This is a genomic window from Methylobacterium oryzae (assembly GCF_021398735.1).
GTDB lineage: Bacteria > Pseudomonadota > Alphaproteobacteria > Rhizobiales > Beijerinckiaceae > Methylobacterium.
On record NZ_CP090349.1, the window covers coordinates 2,867,585 to 2,885,531 of the forward strand.

The following is a 17,947-nucleotide window of genomic DNA, read 5'->3' on the forward strand; positions in this document are numbered from 1 at the left end:
GATCTCCTGTTGGCGCTCCGGATGTAGACGCCACGCTTTGCGCCGATAAGTCGTGACAATCGGCACGGGCCGTGCGGATTCTCGAACGATGACCCAGGATCTCACGGACCTCGCCGCCTTCGTGACCGTGGCGCGGGCCGGCGGTTTCCGCGAAGGCGCCCGCGCCGGCGGCGGCAGCGCGTCGCGCCTCAGCGAGGCGGTGCGCCGGCTGGAGGCGGGCCTGGGGGTGCGCCTTCTGAACCGCACCACCCGCAGCGTCGCGCCGACCGAGGCGGGGGCCCGCCTGCTGGAGCGGCTCGGGCCGGCCCTCGCCGAGGTGGAATCCGCCCTCGACGTGGTGAACGGGTTCCGCGACCGTCCCGCGGGCACGCTCCGGCTCAACGTGCCGCTGAGCGCTGCCCGGCTGGTGCTGCCGGCGCTCGTGCCGCCCTTCCTGGCGGCCTACCCGGAGATCCGCTTGGAAGTGGTGGTCGAGGACGGGTTCGTGGACGTGCTGGCGGCGGGCTGCGACGCCGGCATCCGCTACGACGAGCGGCTGGAGCAGGACATGATCGCCGTGCCGATCGGCCCGCGGCGGCAGCGCTTCGCCACCGCGGCGGCGCCCGCCTATCTCGAGAAGCGCGGCCGGCCGGAGCACCCGCGGGATCTCCTGGGCCATGCCTGCCTGCTCGGGCGCTTCCCCAGCGGCGCCCTGACGGCGCCCTGGGAGTTCGAGCGCGACGGCGACATCGTCCGGGTGGACCCGTCCGGCCCGCTGATCGTGCGGGTCGCCGCCAGCGACCTCGCGGTGGAGGCCGCGATCGCCGGCACCGGGATCGTCCACCTGTTCGAGGACTGGCTGCGGCCGCATCTCGACAGCGGGGCCCTGGAGCCGGTGCTGGAGCCCTGGTGGCAGGTCTTCTCCGGCCCGTTCCTCTACTATCCCGGCCGGCGGCACCTGCCGGCGCCGCTGCGCGCCTTCGTGGACTTCGTCGGCGCGCAGGCGTCGCGCGCTAGAACCGGAGGGTGAAGCGGCCCGTCACGGCCTGATCCTGGGCGCGGGCGCCGGTCTGGCCCGTGTAGGCCACGCCCAGGCTCGCGTCCGGCGCCACCGCCAGGTCCAGGCCCACCTGCGCCACCAGCGCGTCCCGGGCGATCGGAACCCCCGCGCTCAGGAAGGCCGGGCCGCCCGCCCCGAAGGCCAGCAGCGCGGTCGGCACGACGTCGCCGAACGCGCGCCGGTAGCCGACGAGACCCCGCAGCGTCACCGGCAGGCCGAGACCCAGGTCCAGGCGCGCCTGCGCCCGCACGCCGACCGTCGCCGCGCCGAGGTCGTAGTCGCGCGCGAAGCTCGCCAGCGCCGCCGCGCCCCCGGCCTCCGCGAAGGCGCCGCGCCGGATGCCGACATAGGCCCCGCCCGCGAACGGCTCGACGAAGCGCGCCGCCGGCGTGCCCAGCGCGATCCTCCAGCCGATCTCTCCGAAGCCCTGCACCGTGGAGCCGCCGCCGTGGCCGCTCAGCGTGTCGGACAGGCCGTACTGCACCGCCCGGCGGGTGCGCGCGTCCGTGTCGGCGTAGAGCGCGCCGAGCCGCAGCGACAGCGGGCCGAGCTCGTAGCCGCCGTACAGGCCGCCGAACCCGCTCCTGAGCGTCGCGCTCTCCGCCCGGCTCGCGCCGCCCGCCCGGCCGGCGCTGTCGAGGAAGGCCTCCGTGTAGCCACCGACCGCGCCGAAGCGCAGCCCGCCGGGGAGCCGCACGTCCGCGCCGGCCGCGAAGCCGGCGATCTGCCGGTCGAGGTCGAACGCGTTGCCGCCGCCATCGGCCGTGCCGAAGGCGCCGAAGCCCTGGCCCCAGAGCCCGAACACCTGCGGGTCGAGGGTGCGCACCGGCACGGTCGCCACCACCGCAGCCCGGCCGGGCAGGTCGGCCGCGTCGGCGGCCGGCAGGGCGCCGGCGTCGAGCCCGGCACCGGGATCGCCCCAGCGCAGGCGGTCGAGCACCGCCTCGCGCACGAAGAAGGCGGTCTCGTAGGCGGTGGACACGGTGCCGGCGTGGATGTCGCCGGCCAGCGCCCGGAAGCCGCTGCCGGCCTCGTTGGCCGTGAAGGCGACCGCCGCGTCGTAGAGCCGGCCGGCGCCGATCGCCTGGATCGCGTTGGCGGCGGCCGCGCCGTTGCGCGAGGTAGCGCTGGCGGCGAAGGGCACGTCGTTGCGGGTGAGCGTCAGGTCGACCGCGTCGGTCCGGTAGCGCAGGCCCGGGGTGAGGAAGGCGAGGTTCGCGGTCACGCCGGCGAACCGGCCGGAGACGCCGCCGGCGGCGGAGAGGATCGTGTAGGTGGTGCGCGGGTTGTAGGCGCCGGAGGCGGCGCGCACCTGGACGGTGCCGCCCGACAGGGTGGCGGTGCCGGTGGCGGCGATCCGGTCGGCCCGGCCGGCGGCGTCGGCCTCGACCCGGTAGGTCGAGCCCGGCGCGAAGCCGACGTTGCCGGCGACCGTGAGCGTGCCGATGGAATTGCCCGGCGCCACCGTGGCGCCCGCGAGCGCAACGATCCCGCCCAGCGTGCCCGAGCCGCCGAGCTCGGCCCCCGGCAGCACCGACACGACCGAGTGGGCGAGGCCGCCGTTCACGACGAGCCGACCGGCCTGCACCGCGGTGGCGCCCGTCAGCGTACTGAGCCCGGTGAGCGTGAGGGTGCCCGCCCCGGTCTTGGTCAGGGTCCCGGAGCCCGAGACGGCGTTGGCCAGCGTCCCGTCGGTCGATTGATCCACGACGAGCGCCGCGTCGTCGACGATGGCGCCCGTGCCGAAGGCGCCGGCATGGCCGACGAGCGTCCCGCCGCCGATCGTCGTGCCGCCCGCGTAGGTGTTGGCGCCGGTCAGGACCAGCGTCCCGCTGCCGAGCTTCGCGAGGCCGCCCGCGCCGCCGATGTCGTTGCGCCAGACGTCGTAGGCGGAGAAGCCGCCCCGGGCCGCGTCCATCGTGACGGTGACCGTGCCGCTGAAGGCGCCGTAGCCGTCGGCGGCGGCGAACAGGTTGATGCGGTCGTAGCCCAGCCCGTTGTCGAGGAAGCCGCCGGAGGGCAGCTCCGTGGTCGCGATCACGTCGCGGCGCTGCGCCGCCGTGAGGTAGGGAAAGCGGGTCGCGAGCAGCGCCTCGGCACCCGCCGGGACCACCGGCGGACGGTCCGTGGGCCCGACCGGCGGCAGGCCGTAGGTCAGGCGCGCCGTGTAGGCGGACTTGTTGCGCGCGTAGTCGGAGAACCGGTCGGTGGCCGGATCCACGGGCGCGTGGGCGCACCGCTCCAGCGGGCCGCCGCAGGCCTGGCTCAGGTAGCTCTGCGCCTGCGCGAAGGCCTCGCCCATCAGGGCCGCATTCGCCGGGTCGTTGAGCGCCCGGATGGCGAAGTAGGTCGCCAGCACGCGGCCGCCGATCACGTCGGTGGGCGAGTGCATGCCCGCCTCGATCCGGTTGTCGCCGAGCTCGCTCGCGCGGGTGAGCAGTTCCTGGAAACGCTGCGGGACCGCGTAGGCCAGGGCCAGGGCCGACAGGTAGGCGGCGTTGGTGTGGCCGCTCGGGAAGCCGCCATCCGTCGCGGGGGTCGGGCTCTTCTCCGGCCCAAGGGAGGGCGGCACGACGAGGCCGAGGCTCTGGCCGTCCAGGCTCTGCCGCCAGGGGCGCGGATAGCTGTAGGCGTCCTTGGCCGGGCCGGTGGAGGCGTTGGTCCGGAACGCGTTGACCAGCTGCACGACCTTCCCGAGGGGCGACGTCGTCACGCCGGCACCGGTCCCCTGGTCGACGTACTGCACGCGCGACGTGGTCGCGTCGAAGGCCGGGATCGTGGTGGTCGCCCCCGATCCCGCCAGATAGGCCAGCGTCAGCGGTCCTAGGCCGTCGATGACGCTGTAGCTCTGGTTGCGGCGGTCGTCGTAATAGGCGGCGATCTCCTGCGCGCCGGTCCGCTCCCGCGCCCGCTCGGCGACGATCTGGATGTTGCGCAGCAGGAGGGGCGCCCCGAGGGCCGTGGGCGATCCGGTGTCGTAGGTCCGTCCGGGGATCCAGATCCGCCGGAAACCCGACAGGATGTCGACGCCGTTGCCGGCCGTCTGCGCCTGGGCGCCCGGACCGAGCAGCACGACCGCCAGCGCGGCGAGTGAGACCCCATATCCTCGTGTCATGACGCGCTCCCCGACACCGCCCCGTCCGGCCGGTCGCGCGCCCCATATCCAAGATCATCGACGGCAGATCGTCATAGTTCGTTCAAAATCAGACGCATTTTCGATTCGTACCCTCTGAGAAACACTCTGTGAGTCGGCTTATTTCTTATAGATATATTTGAGAAATTATAATTTTTACTTCTGAATTTGCCCGGCCAGCACTTCTGACCGGTCATCGATTGCCGTGAGCGGCGCGGCCGCATCTGGATAGGCCCGCCCGAGGCCGGCCACCGGCGCCGGTGACGGGGTCATGCGGGACAGGAGAGGCGGCCCGGGATGCGTCCAGCCAGACCCGGCGCGGGAGCGCCTCGGAAGGTCAGGGAGATGCCGTGCGAATCGCCCGGCGGCGCGTGCGGACGCCGCCGGGGCGGCTCACTGCGGCAGTTCGAACACCGTGAGCTGCCCGCCCGGCGCCGTGTACTGCGACAGGGCCGCGTAGCCCCCCACCGCCCCCGAACCGTCCGCAGGGTCGGTCAGCCCGGCCGCCAGGCCGATCCCGGCCCAGCCGCCGACCCCGGACAGCACCGCGACGTACTGCTTGCCGCCGTGCAGGTAGGTGGTGACGTTGCCGACGATCCCGGACGGGGTCTTGAACCGGTACAGCTCGTGCCCGTCCCGCGCGTCGACCGCCTTCAGGTAGCCCTCCAGCGTGCCGTAGAAGACCACGTTGCCCGCCGTGGCGAGCGCCCCCGACCAGACCGAGAACGGCTCCGGGATCGTCCAGGCGATCCGGCCCTTCGCGCCGTCCCAGGCGATGAACGCCCCGGTCCGGTCCGAGCCCTCGGGCGGGTGCAGGGTGAGCGTCGCGCCGACATAGGGCTGGCCGGGCGTGTAGGTGACCCGGAACGCCTCGTAATCCATGCACATGTGGTTGGTCGGCACGTAGAACAGCCGCGTCTTGGCCGAGTAGGCGGCCGGCTGCTGGTTCTTGGCTCCGAGCGCCCCGGGACAGATATTTTTGGTTGCTTCGTCCTCGTCGGCCTCGCCGGGGGCGTAGCGCTTGTCGACCACCGGCTTTCCGTAATCGGGCGCGGCGGGATCCACGCTGATCCGGCTGGCCCAGTTCACCGTGGGGTCGAACTTCTCCGCCACCAGCAGCGCGCCGGTGGCCCGGTCCAGCGTGTAGCCGAAGCCGTTGCGGTCGAAATGAGTCAGCACCTTCCGGGCGCGGCCGTCGATCACCTGCTCGGTGAGGATCATCTCGTTGACGCCGTCGTAGTCCCACTGGTCGTGGGGGGTCATCTGGTAGACCCAGCGGGCGATGCCCGTATCGGCGTCGCGGGCGATGATCGCCTGCGCCCATCGGTTGTCGCCCGGGCGCTGGTTCGGGTTCCAGGTCGAGGGATTGCCGGTGCCGTAATAGACGAGGTTCAGGTCCGGATCGTAGGAGAACCAGCCCCAGCTGCAGGCGCCGCCGGTCCGCCACTGGTCGCCCTCCCAGCTCTTGAGCGAGGAATCGCGGCCGACCGGGCGCCCGAGCTCGGTCGTCGTCTCCGGATCGACCAGCATGTCGGCGTCCGGCCCGGTGGCGTAGGCGCGCCAGAGCCGCCGGCCCGTCGCCTGGTCGTAGGCCGTCACGTGGCAGCGCGCCCCGTACTCGCCGCCCGCGAGCCCGACGATGAGCTTGCCGCGCACCGGCAGGACCGTGGCGGTGTTGGTCTCGCCCCGGCCCGGGTCGCCGTTCCTCACCGACCACAGCACCCGGCCGGTCTCGGGGTCGAGCGCCACCACGGTGGTGTCGGCCAGCTGGAGGAACAACCGCCCGTCCGCGTAGGCGAGCCCCCGGGAGACCGTGTCGCAGCACATCACGGCGATGACGCTCGCGTCCTGCCGCGGTGCGTAGCGCCACAGGATCCTCCCGCCCCGGTCGAGGTCGAGGCCGTAGACCACGTTGGGGAACGGCGTGTGCACGAACATCAGGTGTCCGACCACGATCGGCGCACCCTCGTGGCCGCGCAGGACGCCGGTGGAGAAGGTCCAGGCGACCTTCAGGCGCCCGACATTGCCGGCGTCGATCTGGTCGAGGGCCGAGTAGCGGGTGTTGGCGTAGTCCAGGGTCTGCAGGACCGGCGACGGGCCGGCCGCCGCCGCGGAGGCGAGGCCGGCGAGCGGCAGGGCCGCGAGCAGTGAAGCACGCATCGACGCACGCATCCTCGTGATCCTCATCGCCGCGCGGCGCGCGCACCTACATGCGCTGCTGGACGATGCTCTCGGCCTGGGGGTCCGGCTCGTGGCCGGCCGCGCGGAGCATCGGCACCACCTCGGCCGCCTCGCGCGCGACGAGGTAGCTCAGGTCCAGGCCCTCGCGGATGAAGCCGTGGCCGCGCATGTGCTCGAACAGGGCCAGCAGCGGCGCCCAGAACTCCGCCACCGAGACCAGCACCACCGGCTTCCGGTGGCGCCCGAGCTGCGCCCAGGTCAGCTGCTCGACCAGCTCCTCCAGGGTGCCGATGCCGCCCGGCAGGGTCACGAACGCGTCCGAGCGCTCGAACATCAGGCGCTTGCGGGTGTGCATGTCGGAGACCACCACGGTCTCCTGGATGTCCGCCAGCATGTGCTCGCGCGCCTGGAGGAAGTCCGGGATGATGCCGGTGACGTGGCCGCCGGCGGCGAGCGCCGCCCGCGCGACCGTGCCCATCAGCCCGACATCGCCGCCGCCGTAGACGAGGCCCATCCCGGCCTGCGCGACCGCGGTCCCGAGGGTCTCGGCGGCCTCGCGGAAGGCCGGGTCGCGGCCGAAGCCGGAGCCGCAATAGACACAGACTGTCCTCACCGGAGCCATCCGGCGTCCTCCTCGCGCGTCCGTTGCGAGCCGTCCAGATCGCGCCCCGCGCCCAGCACTCCACGTGCCAAACTGCTGAATTCGCGTGGGATTCACCCGCCTGGGCGGCAGGACGGCTTGGTGTGGGGACCATGTACGGTATTATGGGCGGCGCCGTCGACGGCTTTTCGCGCGGGCGGACGGCCGCCCGCCGGGCGGCGGCAGGATGAGGGGAGGCCTTCGTGGCGATGTCGAGACAGGTGCGGCGCAGTCTCGCCCTGGCGCTGGCCGGCCTTCTCGGCGGACTGGGACTCGTGCTGGCGCTGTTCGGCGGCGACTCCTTGCGGCGGCTCACCGGCCGCGGTGGTCCCGAGCCGTCCGCGTCGTCGGCGCCGAGCGGCAGCCTGCGCAGCCTCGCCGATCCGGGCGCCCTGGCCGGCCGCGCCGACCCGACGATCGACTTCCGCGACGACAAGCCGGGCCGGGCGAGCCCGGCGCCGGGGGAGGGCCCCGTGGCGGCGCTCCCGCAGGCCCCCCGCGCCGGCACCCCCGGGGCGCAGCAGGCCGGTCCGGGCCAGGACGCGCGCCTGCCGGATGCGGCTGAGGCGCCGCGCTTCGACATCGTCCGCGTCGAGCCGAACGGCGACGCCGTGGTGGCCGGCCGCGGCGCGCCGGACGCCGCGATCGAGATGCTGGTCGACGGCAAGCCCGTGGCCCGGGCGAAGGCCGATTCCAACGGTCAGTTCGCGATCGTGCCGCCGGCCCTGCCGACGGGCGCCAGCACGCTCCGCCTGCGCATGACCGGCGCGGACGGGCGCGCGTCCGAGTCGCAGCAGAGCGTCGCGGTGGACGTGGCCCCCGGCCGGGACCGCCAGCCCCTCGTGGCCCTGACCGCCCCGGACGCCGCGACCGTCGTGCTGTCGCAGCCCGGCGCGCCGGGCGCGACGGCCGACGCGAAGGGCGGCGCCAGATCCTCCGGTCCGGCTTCCGAGCCGGGTACCCGGGACGCCGACGCGGCGCGGGCCGGCCGGCCGGCCGGGAGCGGGGAGACCCGCGAGGCCGCGGCGTCCGGGGCGGGGCCGACCCGGATCGCCAGCGTGGACGTGCAGGGGAACGGCCGCCTGTTCGTGACGGCCACCGGCACGCCGGGGGCGCGGATCCAGCTCTACCTCAACGACACGATGATCGCCCCGGGCAGCATCGGGCCGGACGGCCGGGCGACCTTCACGATCGGGCGCGGGATCAAGCCCGGGCAGTACCAGGTGCGGATCGACCAGGTCGATCCGGCCACCGGCAAGGTCGCCAGCCGCGCCGCGGTCCCCCTGTCGGTGCCGGAGCCGACGCAGGTCGCCGCCCGGGAGACCGCCGAGTCCGGACCGTCGCCCGCCCAGAGCGGCGCGCGGGATCGCGCCGGCCCCGATCAGGCCGCGCGCGACGGTGCCGACCGGGACCGGCCGGCCGCGGCCTCGCCGCCGGCCGCCGTCTCGAACCCCCAGGCGGCCGACATGGCGGAGCCGGACCGGGTCGGCGCGGTGTTCGTGCCGGAGATCAGCACCGCCCGGATCACCCGCGGCGACAACCTCTGGCGGATCAGCCAGCGCACCTACGGCCGCGGCGAGCGCTACACGGTGATCTACGACGCCAACCAGAACCAGATCCGCGATCCGGACCTGATCTACCCGGGCCAGATCTTCGTGCTGCCCACAGACAAGCGCGGCTGAGCGGCGCCGCCTACTCCACCACTTGGTCGTCGCCCGCGAAAGCCAGCCGGCGCAGGCCGCGCAGCGCCCGGTCGAGCTCCTCCCGCGACGGCGAGGCCAGGGCGAGGCGCACCGCGTTCGGCGCGTGGCCGGGATGGACCGCGAAGGACGAGGCCGGCAAGAGGGCGATGCCCTGGCGCAGGGCCGCGGCCGCGTAGGCCTCGGCCCGCCACGTCTCGGGCAGTTCCAGCCAGAGGTGGTAGGCCTGCGGATCGCCCACGACCCGCAGGTCGGCGAGCGCGGCCCGGGCGAGGGCCTGCCGGGCCGCGGCGTCCCGGCGCTTGGCCTCGGCCAGCGCCGCCGCCGAGCCCCCCGCCATCCAGTGCATGCCGGCCGCGAGCGACAGGCCGAGCACCGTCCAGGCGCCCTGGCGGACGGAGGCGGCGAGCCGGTCGGTGAGGGCAGGCGGCGCGGCGATCAGGCCGACGGTCAGCGCCGGCATCACCCGCTTCGACAGGCTGTCCACGAAGATCACCCGGTCCGGCGCGAGGCCGGCGAGCGGCGGCGCCTCGGCGAGGAAGCTGTAGACCGCGTCCTCGACGGCGGTGAGCCCGGTCCGCTCCAGCACCTCCGCCAGGGCGGCCCGGCGCGCCGGCCCCATCGTGGCGCCGAGGGGGTTGTGCAGGGTCGGCTGGAGATAGACGCCGCTCAGCGGGGTCGCGCGGTGGGCCTGGAGCAGCGCCTCGGGGCAGACGCCCTCCGCGTCCATGGCGAGCGGGATCAGCGTGATCCCGAGCCGCGCCGCGATGCCCTTCACCCCGGGATAGGTCAGGGGCTCGCAGCCGATCCGCTCGCCGGGCGCCGCCAGGGCCGCCAGGGCGGCGGCCAGCGCCTGCCGGCCGTTGCCGGTGAACAGGATGTCGGCGGGATCGGGGGCGTAGCCCGCCCGCGCCAGGAACCCGGCGGCGATCGCCTGCGCCGAGGGCGTGCCCGCGGGCCCGTACTGGGTGAAGCCGATCTGGCCGTCGTCGCGGGCGAGCGCCGCCAGGGTCTCGGCCAGGACCACCTCCTGCTCGGGCAGGCGCGAGTGGGTCCGCTGCAGGTCGAGGGCGGCCGGGGGCGGCTCCGGGCGGAGCAACCCGGCGCGCCCCGGCTCGCTGCGGACGTAGGTCCCGCGCCCGACCTCGCCGGTCACCAGCCCCCGGCGGGCCAGCTCGGCGTAGACCCGGCTCGCCGTCGAGACCGCGATGCCCCGCGCGTAGGCGAAGTCGCGCTGCGGCGGCAGCCGCGCGCCGGGGCGCAGCCGGCCCACCGCGATGTCGGCCGCGATCGCGTCGGCGACGGTGCGGTAATCCGCGGGGCGCATAATTGCTCCGAGGTCAATGTTTCGATTGATCCGATCTTTGTATCGGATCAATGCTCCGCCAGCAATCCCGGCCGGACTGCCTTCCCGCCACCGGATCGTCTGCGATGCAAGCCGTCACCCTGTCCTCCTCGCCCGCCGTCACGCGTCCGACCGCGCGCCCGTCCCTGCTCCGCACGTGGCTGCAGCGGATCCGCACCCGCCGCGCCCTGGCGGCGCTCCACCCCGACCAGGCCCGGGACGCCGGCCTCGAGCCCTGGGACCTGCGCGCCGAGGTCGCGAAGCCGTTCTGGCGGGCGTGAGGCGGGGGCCTGCACGCAGCGCGGGTGCTCCGGCGCGGCAGCGGGCCTATATGCGGGACCAGGACATCCCGCCCCGCAGAACCCTTCATGACCGACAACACCGCGCCCGCGGCCGGGACGCCGATCCCGGCCGAGCGCCCCGGCCTGATCGCCACCTACCGGCGGCTCTGGCCGCATCTCTGGCCCCACGGCCGGCCCGACCTTCAGCGCCGGGTCTTCCTGGCCTTCGGCCTGCTGCTCGCCGCCAAGCTGGTGACCATGGTGACGCCGTTCACCTTCAAGTGGATCACCGACGCGCTGGTCGCCGCGGTCGGCGGCAAGGACGAGGCCGTGCCGACCGGCCTCCTCGCCGCGCCGATGCTGCTGATCGCCCTCTACGGCCTCTCGCGGATCGCCATGTCGGCGCTGACGCAGGTGCGCGACGGGCTGTTCGCCAAGGTGGCGATGCACGCGGTGCGGCGGCTGGCGCTCCAGACCTTCGAGCACATGCACCGCCTGTCCCTGCGCTTCCACCTAGAGCGCAAGACCGGCGGCCTGACCCGGGTGCTGGAGCGCGGACGCGCCGGCATCGAGGAGCTGTCGCGCCTGATGGTGCTGACCCTGGTGCCGACCATCGTCGAGTTCGTGCTGGTGCTCGGCGTGCTGGCCTACGAGTTCAACTGGACCTACGCGCTGACCGCGTTCCTGACGGTCGCCGCCTACCTGGCCTTCACCTACAAGGCGACCGAGTGGCGGATCGCGATCCGCCGCCGGATGAACGCCTCCGACACCGACGCCAACACCAAGGCGGTCGACTCGCTGCTCAACTACGAGACGGTGAAGTATTTCGGCGCGGAAGCCCGGGAGGCCGGCCGCTACGACGAGTCGATGGCCAAGTACGAGAAGGCCTCGACGCAGACCTACGTGTCGCTGGCGGTGCTCAATGCCGGGCAGGCGGTGATCTTCACGCTCGGCATGACCGTGGTGATGTGGCTCGCGGCGCGCGACATCCTGGCCGGGCGCACCACGATCGGCGGCTTCGTGCTCGCCAACACCATGCTGGTGCAGCTCGCGATGCCGCTCAACTTCATGGGCATGATCTACCGCGAGATCAAACAGGCGCTGATCGACATCGACGACATGTTCCGCATCCTCGGGCAGAACCCCGAGATCGCCGACCGGCCGGGCGCCGCCCCGCTCGCGGTCGCGGGCGGCACGGTGCGGTTCGAGGACGTGCGCTTCGCCTACAATCCCGAGCGGCCGATCCTGCGCGGCGTCACCTTCGAGATCCCGGCGGGCCAGACGGTGGCGGTGGTCGGGCCCTCGGGCGCCGGCAAGTCGACGCTCTCGCGCCTGCTGTTCCGGTTCTACGAGCCGCAAGGGGGCCGGATCAGCGTCGACGGGCAGGACATCGCCGCGGTGACGCAGGCCTCGCTCCGGGCGGCGATCGGCATGGTCCCGCAGGACACGGTGCTGTTCAACGACACGATCGGCTACAACATCCGCTACGGCCGGGCCGACGCCACCGACGCGGAGCTGCGGGAGGCGGCCCGCCTCGCCCAGATCGACCGCTTCGTCTCGGGGCTGCCGGAGGGCTACGACACCCCGGTGGGCGAGCGCGGCCTGAAGCTCTCGGGCGGCGAGAAGCAGCGGGTCGCCATCGCCCGCACGATCCTCAAGGCGCCGCCGATCCTGGTCCTCGACGAGGCGACCTCGGCGCTCGACTCCTTCACGGAGGCCGAGATCCAGGCGGCGCTCGACCGGGTCAGCCGCGGCCGGACCACCCTGGTGATCGCCCACCGGCTGTCGACGGTGGTCAACGCCGACGCGATCCTGGTCCTCGACCACGGCCGCATCGTCGAGCGCGGCACCCACGCCGCGTTGCTGGAGGCCGGGGGCGTCTACGCGGCGCTCTGGGACCGCCAGCGGGAGGCCGACGCCGCCCTGGAGGTGCTCCAGCGCGCCGACGCGCCGGTGCTCCCGCCCCGGACGGGCCACGCCGCCGTGCCGGAGACCGAGGCCGCGGAGTGACCGAAAGGCCACACGCGGTCCGCGCAACGCGGCTGGGACGCAACCGGAGGCGGTAAGCGCGGTTCTGCGGTTATGCCGCACTTCTACCTGCACATCCGGGACGGTCAGTGGCTGGTCGAGGATCTCGACGGCGCCGACCTGCCCGACCTCGACGCCGCCCGCACCGAGGCCGAGCGCTCCGCCCGGGCGCTCTTGGAGATCCAGCGGGTCGACGGCGCGGTGCTGGCCGGGCAGGTCTTCGAGATCGCCGACGCGTCGGGGCAGGTCCTGGCGGTCGTGCCGCTGAGGGACGTGCTCGAGCTGCCGTAAGATCCAGGGCGCGGGCGGGTCGGTCGGGATCGACCGCCGGATGGCCGCTACGGCCGGCCCCTACGGCCGCGACCGCACACGGACCCCGAGCAGGTCCTCGAACGGCAGCACCATGGCGCCCTTGTCCCGGTCGCCGTGGCCCTGGCGCAGGGCGGTCTGGTAGGTGGCGGTGGCGGCCGCCGTGACCGGCATCGGGAAGCCGTTCTCCGCCGCGACCGCCGCGGCGGCGACGAGGTCCTTGTAGGCCGCCCCCATCGGGTAGCCCTCGTCGAACTGGCCCCGGAGGATCCGCGGCACGAAGTACTGCGCCGCGTAGCTCCGGCTCGTGCCCGTCGTGACCACCTGGGCGACCTGATCCGGGTCGAGCCCCATGGCGACGGCCATCGGCAGCACCTCGGCCAGCGCCGCGATGTTGATGTCGTAGAGCACGTTGTTGATCGTCTTGGTGAGCTGGCCGGACCCGGCCGGGCCCATGTGCAGGATTGTCGTGCCGATCCGCTCCAGGAGCGGGCGCACCCGCGCGACCGCCCCGGCCGCGCCGCCGCACATCACGGTGAGCGTCCCGGCCTCGGCGCCGGCCGGCGCGCCGGAGACGGGCGCGTCGACGAAGGCGCGTCCGGTCGCCGCCACGGCGCGGCCGACCGTGAGGGCCTTGGCGTGCGCGATGGTGCTGAGGTCGACCACGACCGCCCCCGGGGCGAGGCGCTCCGCCAGGGCGCCGTCCCCGAGGAGGGCCGCCTCGACGGCGTCGCCGTTCGGCAGGCACAGGAACAGCACGTCGGCGCCGCCGGCCTGCCCGGGATCGGTGGTGGCGACGAGGCCCGGCGCGGCGAGGCCGGCGAGGCGGGCTGGGTCGGTGTCGATCGCGACGAGCGTCTCGGCGTCGGAGCCCCGCTTGGCCGCGAGGTTGCGGGCGATGGGGTGCCCCATCGCGCCGAGGCCGAGGAGGGCGAGGCGCGCGGCCATGCGGGTGTCCCTGTTCCGAGTGTCCGGGCGCCCCCTGTCCGTGCGGGGGAGGCGCCGCGCCAGCATGTCGCCGGACGGGGCCGTCTTCCAGCCCCGGCCCTGGAATTGCGGCCGATGGCTTCTCGGCACCGACGTCCTTGCGAGCGGAGCGGAGCGGGCCAGGGTCGCGCCCCGCTCAACGACGTCGCGCGGCCCTGGGTCGCTTCGCTGCGCTCGCGATGACGGAGAGGCGCGCGTCGATGGCGGCGCGCGGCTCAGTTTGCCTTGACAATGTTCCTATTTTGTGCTTCCTGACCGCACCTGTCCGCGGCGGCCCGGGAGCGATCCCGGGGCGTCCTTCGGGGGCCCGCCCGGTGGCTGACCGGTCGGGTCCGGGGACGGGGCGGCGCCCGCGTCGGTGGCTCTCAGCCGCCATCGCCCCGGGCGACGGACCGGTGCGGGGCGTGCCTCGGACGCGGGCGTGAGACCGGGCGGCACTCTGCCCGGCGGGGTGAGGAAATGCCCCCGCGCCGACCCGCCTCTGGGCCGACCCTGAGCGACCTGCGGACCCGCCCACTACGAGGCGGGGGACGGCTGGAAGGCCACGGCGCCGATGCGGGTTCCGGAGGTGCGGGCACGGCGTGCGAGTACGGCGTGCCTGCACCTCGACAGAGACCGCTAACGGGGAGTCGCAGGACCGGGACGTCGGAGACGTCGCGACGAGACAGACGGCACCGGCCGGGGACCATGCCCGGCCGATGCCGCGGGGCGCCGCGGGGATCGGATCCCGCGCGTACTTGGCCGACACCTGGGTTCCCGCGGCGTCCCGCGTCCCTCGTGCTCGCCTCCCGGGCCATGCCCCCGGCGCCACGCGCGCGCGGGGACGATCGCGCGCACCCGAACGGCGGACGAAGGGCAGGGATGCGTGAAGTTGCGCCGCACCGTTGTTCCCTCGCCCGAGAAATCGGTCTACACGGCCGCTCCCTCGAAACCGCTTACCTGCCCCGTATGCAGGACTGAGCCCGGAGACGCTCGTACCATGCCGATTCTCACCTTCCCCGACGGCAACACGCGGGAGATCGCCGCCGGCACGACCGGGCGGGCCGTGGTCGAGGGCATCGCCAAGTCGCTGGCCAAGCGCACCGTCGCCATGGCGCTCGACGGCACGGTCGCCGACCTGGACGACCCGATCGACCGCGATGCCCGCATCGAGTTCCTGGACCGCACCGACCCGCGCAGCCTGGAGCTGATCCGGCACGACTGCGCGCACGTGCTCGCCGAGGCCGTGCAGGCGCTCTGGCCGGAGACGCAGGTCACGATCGGCCCGGTGATCGAGAACGGCTTCTACTACGACTTCCATCGCGAGACCCCGTTCACGCCCGAGGACTTCCCGAAGATCGAGGCGAAGATGCGCGAGATTATCTCGCGCGACGCGCCCTTCACGAAGGAAGTCTGGACGCGCGAGGACGTGCGGGCGCTGTTCGCCGGCAAGGGCGAGGGCTTCAAGGTCGAGCTGGTCGACGCGATCCCGCCGGGCGAGGACCTGAAGATCTACCGCCAGGGCGACTGGTTCGACCTCTGCCGCGGCCCGCACATGACCTCGACGGCCAAGGTCGGCACCGCCTTCAAGCTGATGAAGGTCGCGGGGGCCTACTGGCGCGGCGACTCGAACAACCCGATGCTGACCCGCATCTACGGGACGGCCTGGGCGAACCAGGCCGATCTCGACGATTACCTGCACCGGCTGGAGGAGGCCGAGCGCCGCGACCACCGACGGCTCGGCCGCGAGATGGACCTGTTCCACTTCCAGGAGGAGGGGCCGGGCGTCGTCTTCTGGCACGCCAAGGGCTGGACGATCTTCCAGGAGCTGATCGCCTACATGCGCCGGCGCCTGCGCGGCGACTACGCCGAGGTGAACGCCCCGCAGATCCTCGACAAGGCCCTGTGGGAGACCTCCGGCCACTGGGGCTGGTACCGGGAGAACATGTTCGCCGCGCAATCCGCCGGCGAGGAGGCCGAGGACAAGCGCTGGTTCGCCCTCAAGCCGATGAACTGCCCGGGCCACGTGCAGATCTTCAAGCATGGCTTGAAATCCTACCGCGACCTGCCCCTGCGCATGGCCGAGTTCGGGATCGTCCACCGCTACGAGCCGTCGGGCGCCATGCACGGGCTGATGCGCGTGCGCGGCTTCACGCAGGACGACGCCCACGTCTTCTGCACCGAGGACCAGCTCGCCGACGAGTGCCTGAAGATCAACGACCTGATCCTCTCGACCTACGCGGATTTCGGCTTCGACCAGATCGTCGTGAAGCTCTCGACCCGGCCCGAGAAGCGCGTCGGCTCCGACGCCCTCTGGGACCACGCCGAGGACGTGATGACCCGCGTGCTGGCGCAGATCGAGGAGCAGTCGGCCGGCCGGATCAAGACGGCGGTCAACCCGGGGGAGGGCGCGTTCTACGGGCCCAAATTCGAGTACGTGCTCCGCGACGCCATCGGCCGCGACTGGCAGTGCGGGACCACGCAGGTGGACTTCAACCTGCCCGAGCGGTTCGGCGCCTTCTACATCGACGCCGACGGCGCCCGGAAGCCGCCCGTGATGGTCCACCGGGCGATCTGCGGCTCGATGGAGCGCTTCACCGGCATCCTGATCGAGCACTTCGCCGGGCACTTCCCCCTGTGGCTGGCGCCGGTCCAGGTGGTGGTGGCGACGATCACCGGCGAGGCCGATCCCTACGCCCGGGACGTCATCCGCACCCTGGAGCGCGCGGGCCTGCGGGTCGAGGCGGATCTGCGCAACGAGAAGATCAACTACAAGGTCCGCGAGCACTCGCTGGCCAAGGTGCCGGTGCTGCTGGCGCTCGGTCGCCGCGAGGCGGAGGAGCGCACGGTCTCGATCCGGCGGCTCGGCAGCCAGCAGACCCGCACGCTGCCGCTGAGCGAGGCCGTGGCGGCCTTCGTGGAGGAGGCGACCGCGCCCGACATCCGCCGCGCCGAGGCCGTCGCCGCGACGGTCCCAACCAGCGACACGGTGCTCGACGGCCATCACGGCCCGCACGACGCGCCCTGACGCGCCGCCGATAGACGTCGTCCCGGGGGCCGCGCGGCGCCCCCCCGGGACGTCGGCGCGGCCCGACCGCGCGGACCCGTCGACCGACAGAGTTCGCGCGCCGCGATCACCACCTCAACTTGCGGATGGTCAATCTCCGCGAAGATCGCTCAACGCGCACGACTTTCGTCAAGGTTGGCGAAAGGAATCCCATTCTATGAAGACCGGAGACTAATTTCCGAGCCGGCACGTTCCGGCGATCGCCCGACGACGCTGTCGGGCGTTTCGGGGGACCGGCCATGGCGGCGGAGGCGGGCAGGGCGGCGACGAGGCTGGCGCGGCGCCACCGGCAGGCGGCCTGCGCCCGGCGCCAGGACGGGCTCGGCCGCGGGCGCAAGCTCGGACCCGGCATCGTCCAGGCGCTGGACTCGCTGCCGCACGGCCTGTGCCTGTTCGATTCCGCCGACCGGCTGCTGTTCGTGAGCGACGGGTTCCGGCGCCTGTTCGGCCCGCCCGCGAACCGGATCCGGCCCGGCATGCATGCCCGGGCGGTGGGCGCGGCGAGCGCCGCGGGGGCGGTCCCGGCCGACCGGGATCCCTGCGGCCTCTGGGCGGCCCGCAGGCGGCTCCTCGCCCGGGGCGCGACCGACGCCGTGGTCCAGACGCTCGCGGACGGGCGCCAGGTCGCGATCACCCTGCACCCGCAGGCCGGCGGCGGCTGGACCGCCCTGTGGGAGGACGTGACCGAGCGCCGCCGGGCGGAGTCGCTCCTGCGCTACATGGCCCACCACGACCCGCTGACCGGCCTGCCGAACCGCCACCTGTTCGCGGCCCGGCTCGACCGGACCCTGGCCGACCTCGACGGCGCGCCCTGCGCGCTGCTGTGCCTCGACCTCGACGGCTTCAAGCCGGTGAACGACCGCCACGGGCACGCGGTGGGCGACGCGCTCCTGCGACACCTGGCCGAGCGCCTGCGGGCGGCGCTCGGCGCCGGGGATTGCGCCGCGCGGCTCGGGGGCGACGAGTTCACCATCCTGCTCGGCGACGCGGCGCCGGCGCCGGCCCTCGGCTTCGCCCTGCGCCTCCAGGCGCGCCTCGCCGAGCCGTACGATCTCGGGACCGGAACGCCGATCCGCATCGGCGCGGCGATCGGCGTGGCCTGCGCGCCCCTGCACGCCACCCGGGCGCAGGCCCTGGTGGAGCGGGCGGACGCGGCGATGTACGCGGCCAAGCGTCTCGGCCACCCCTACCTGTGGGACGACGCGCTGGATCTCGGGCCGGTCGGTCCGGGCGGCGCGGTTCCGGCCTGAGGCGGCCG

12 protein-coding genes are annotated in these 17,947 nt (G+C 73.8%); 7 read left to right on the forward strand and 5 right to left on the reverse strand.

What is annotated here, in order from left to right:
- Window positions 1–88: 88 nt before the first annotated feature.
- Window positions 89–1,009: a LysR family transcriptional regulator gene (locus LXM90_RS13755; RefSeq protein WP_234082888.1), complete on the forward strand. Its 921-nt coding sequence runs from the start codon at window positions 89–91 to the stop codon at window positions 1,007–1,009.
- Here the strand turns inward: LXM90_RS13755 and LXM90_RS13760 are convergent.
- The 3 genes from LXM90_RS13760 to LXM90_RS13770 form a co-directional block, all read right to left on the reverse strand.
- A complete protein-coding gene (locus LXM90_RS13760) occupies window positions 993–4,154 on the reverse strand; it encodes an autotransporter domain-containing protein (protein WP_234082890.1) in 3,162 nt (1,053 codons plus the stop codon). The two genes, LXM90_RS13755 and LXM90_RS13760, sit on opposite strands and share 17 nt — an antisense overlap.
- Before the next feature lie 411 nt (window positions 4,155–4,565).
- The gene (locus tag LXM90_RS13765) at window positions 4,566–6,344 is read right to left on the reverse strand and encodes a methanol/ethanol family PQQ-dependent dehydrogenase (RefSeq protein ID WP_326491902.1); all 1,779 of its coding nucleotides are present in this window, start codon (window positions 6,342–6,344) and stop codon (window positions 4,566–4,568) included.
- 34 nt (window positions 6,345–6,378) lie between these two features.
- Complete coding sequence (locus LXM90_RS13770) at window positions 6,379–6,975, reverse strand: TIGR00730 family Rossman fold protein (protein ID WP_091925932.1); 597 nt, start codon at window positions 6,973–6,975, stop codon at window positions 6,379–6,381.
- Window positions 6,976–7,202: 227 nt separating this feature from the next.
- On the opposite strand from LXM90_RS13770, the gene LXM90_RS13775 reads away from it, so the two are divergent.
- A complete protein-coding gene (locus tag LXM90_RS13775) occupies window positions 7,203–8,675 on the forward strand; it encodes a LysM peptidoglycan-binding domain-containing protein (RefSeq protein ID WP_234082997.1) in 1,473 nt (490 codons plus the stop codon).
- Between the two features lie 10 nt (window positions 8,676–8,685).
- On the opposite strand, the gene LXM90_RS13780 is transcribed toward LXM90_RS13775, so the two are convergent.
- The gene (locus tag LXM90_RS13780; RefSeq protein ID WP_020092363.1) at window positions 8,686–10,020 is read right to left on the reverse strand and encodes a PLP-dependent aminotransferase family protein; all 1,335 of its coding nucleotides are present in this window, start codon (window positions 10,018–10,020) and stop codon (window positions 8,686–8,688) included.
- A 104-nt stretch (window positions 10,021–10,124) separates the two neighbouring features.
- On the opposite strand from LXM90_RS13780, the gene LXM90_RS13785 reads away from it, so the two are divergent.
- The 3 genes from LXM90_RS13785 to LXM90_RS13795 all read left to right on the forward strand — a co-directional run bounded on the left by LXM90_RS13785 (window position 10,125) and on the right by LXM90_RS13795 (window position 12,638).
- Window positions 10,125–10,319 (forward strand): DUF1127 domain-containing protein, encoded by a 195-nt coding sequence (locus tag LXM90_RS13785; protein ID WP_020092364.1) that lies wholly within the window; start codon window positions 10,125–10,127, stop codon window positions 10,317–10,319.
- A gap of 87 nt (window positions 10,320–10,406) precedes the next feature.
- Window positions 10,407–12,329 carry an ABCB family ABC transporter ATP-binding protein/permease gene (locus LXM90_RS13790; protein ID WP_091680197.1) on the forward strand — a complete coding sequence of 641 codons (1,923 nt, stop codon included), beginning with the start codon at window positions 10,407–10,409 and terminating at the stop codon, window positions 12,327–12,329.
- Window positions 12,330–12,401: 72 nt separating this feature from the next.
- Window positions 12,402–12,638, forward strand: a complete 237-nt coding sequence (locus LXM90_RS13795; RefSeq protein WP_020092366.1) for a DUF6894 family protein — start codon at window positions 12,402–12,404, stop codon at window positions 12,636–12,638.
- 60 nt (window positions 12,639–12,698) lie between these two features.
- Here the strand turns inward: LXM90_RS13795 and LXM90_RS13800 are convergent, their stop codons facing one another.
- Window positions 12,699–13,604, reverse strand: coding sequence for an NAD(P)-dependent oxidoreductase (locus tag LXM90_RS13800; RefSeq protein ID WP_234082892.1), 906 nt, complete (start codon window positions 13,602–13,604; stop codon window positions 12,699–12,701).
- Between the two features lie 1,018 nt (window positions 13,605–14,622).
- Between LXM90_RS13800 and thrS the strand changes: the two genes are divergently transcribed.
- Both thrS and LXM90_RS13810 read left to right on the forward strand, forming a co-directional pair.
- On the forward strand, window positions 14,623–16,650 hold the full coding sequence (thrS, locus tag LXM90_RS13805; protein ID WP_234082893.1) for a threonine--tRNA ligase: 2,028 nt from the start codon (window positions 14,623–14,625) through the stop codon (window positions 16,648–16,650).
- 278 nt (window positions 16,651–16,928) lie between these two features.
- Window positions 16,929–17,939 (forward strand): sensor domain-containing diguanylate cyclase, encoded by a 1,011-nt coding sequence (locus tag LXM90_RS13810; RefSeq protein WP_234082894.1) that lies wholly within the window; start codon window positions 16,929–16,931, stop codon window positions 17,937–17,939.
- Window positions 17,940–17,947 lie beyond the last annotated feature (8 nt).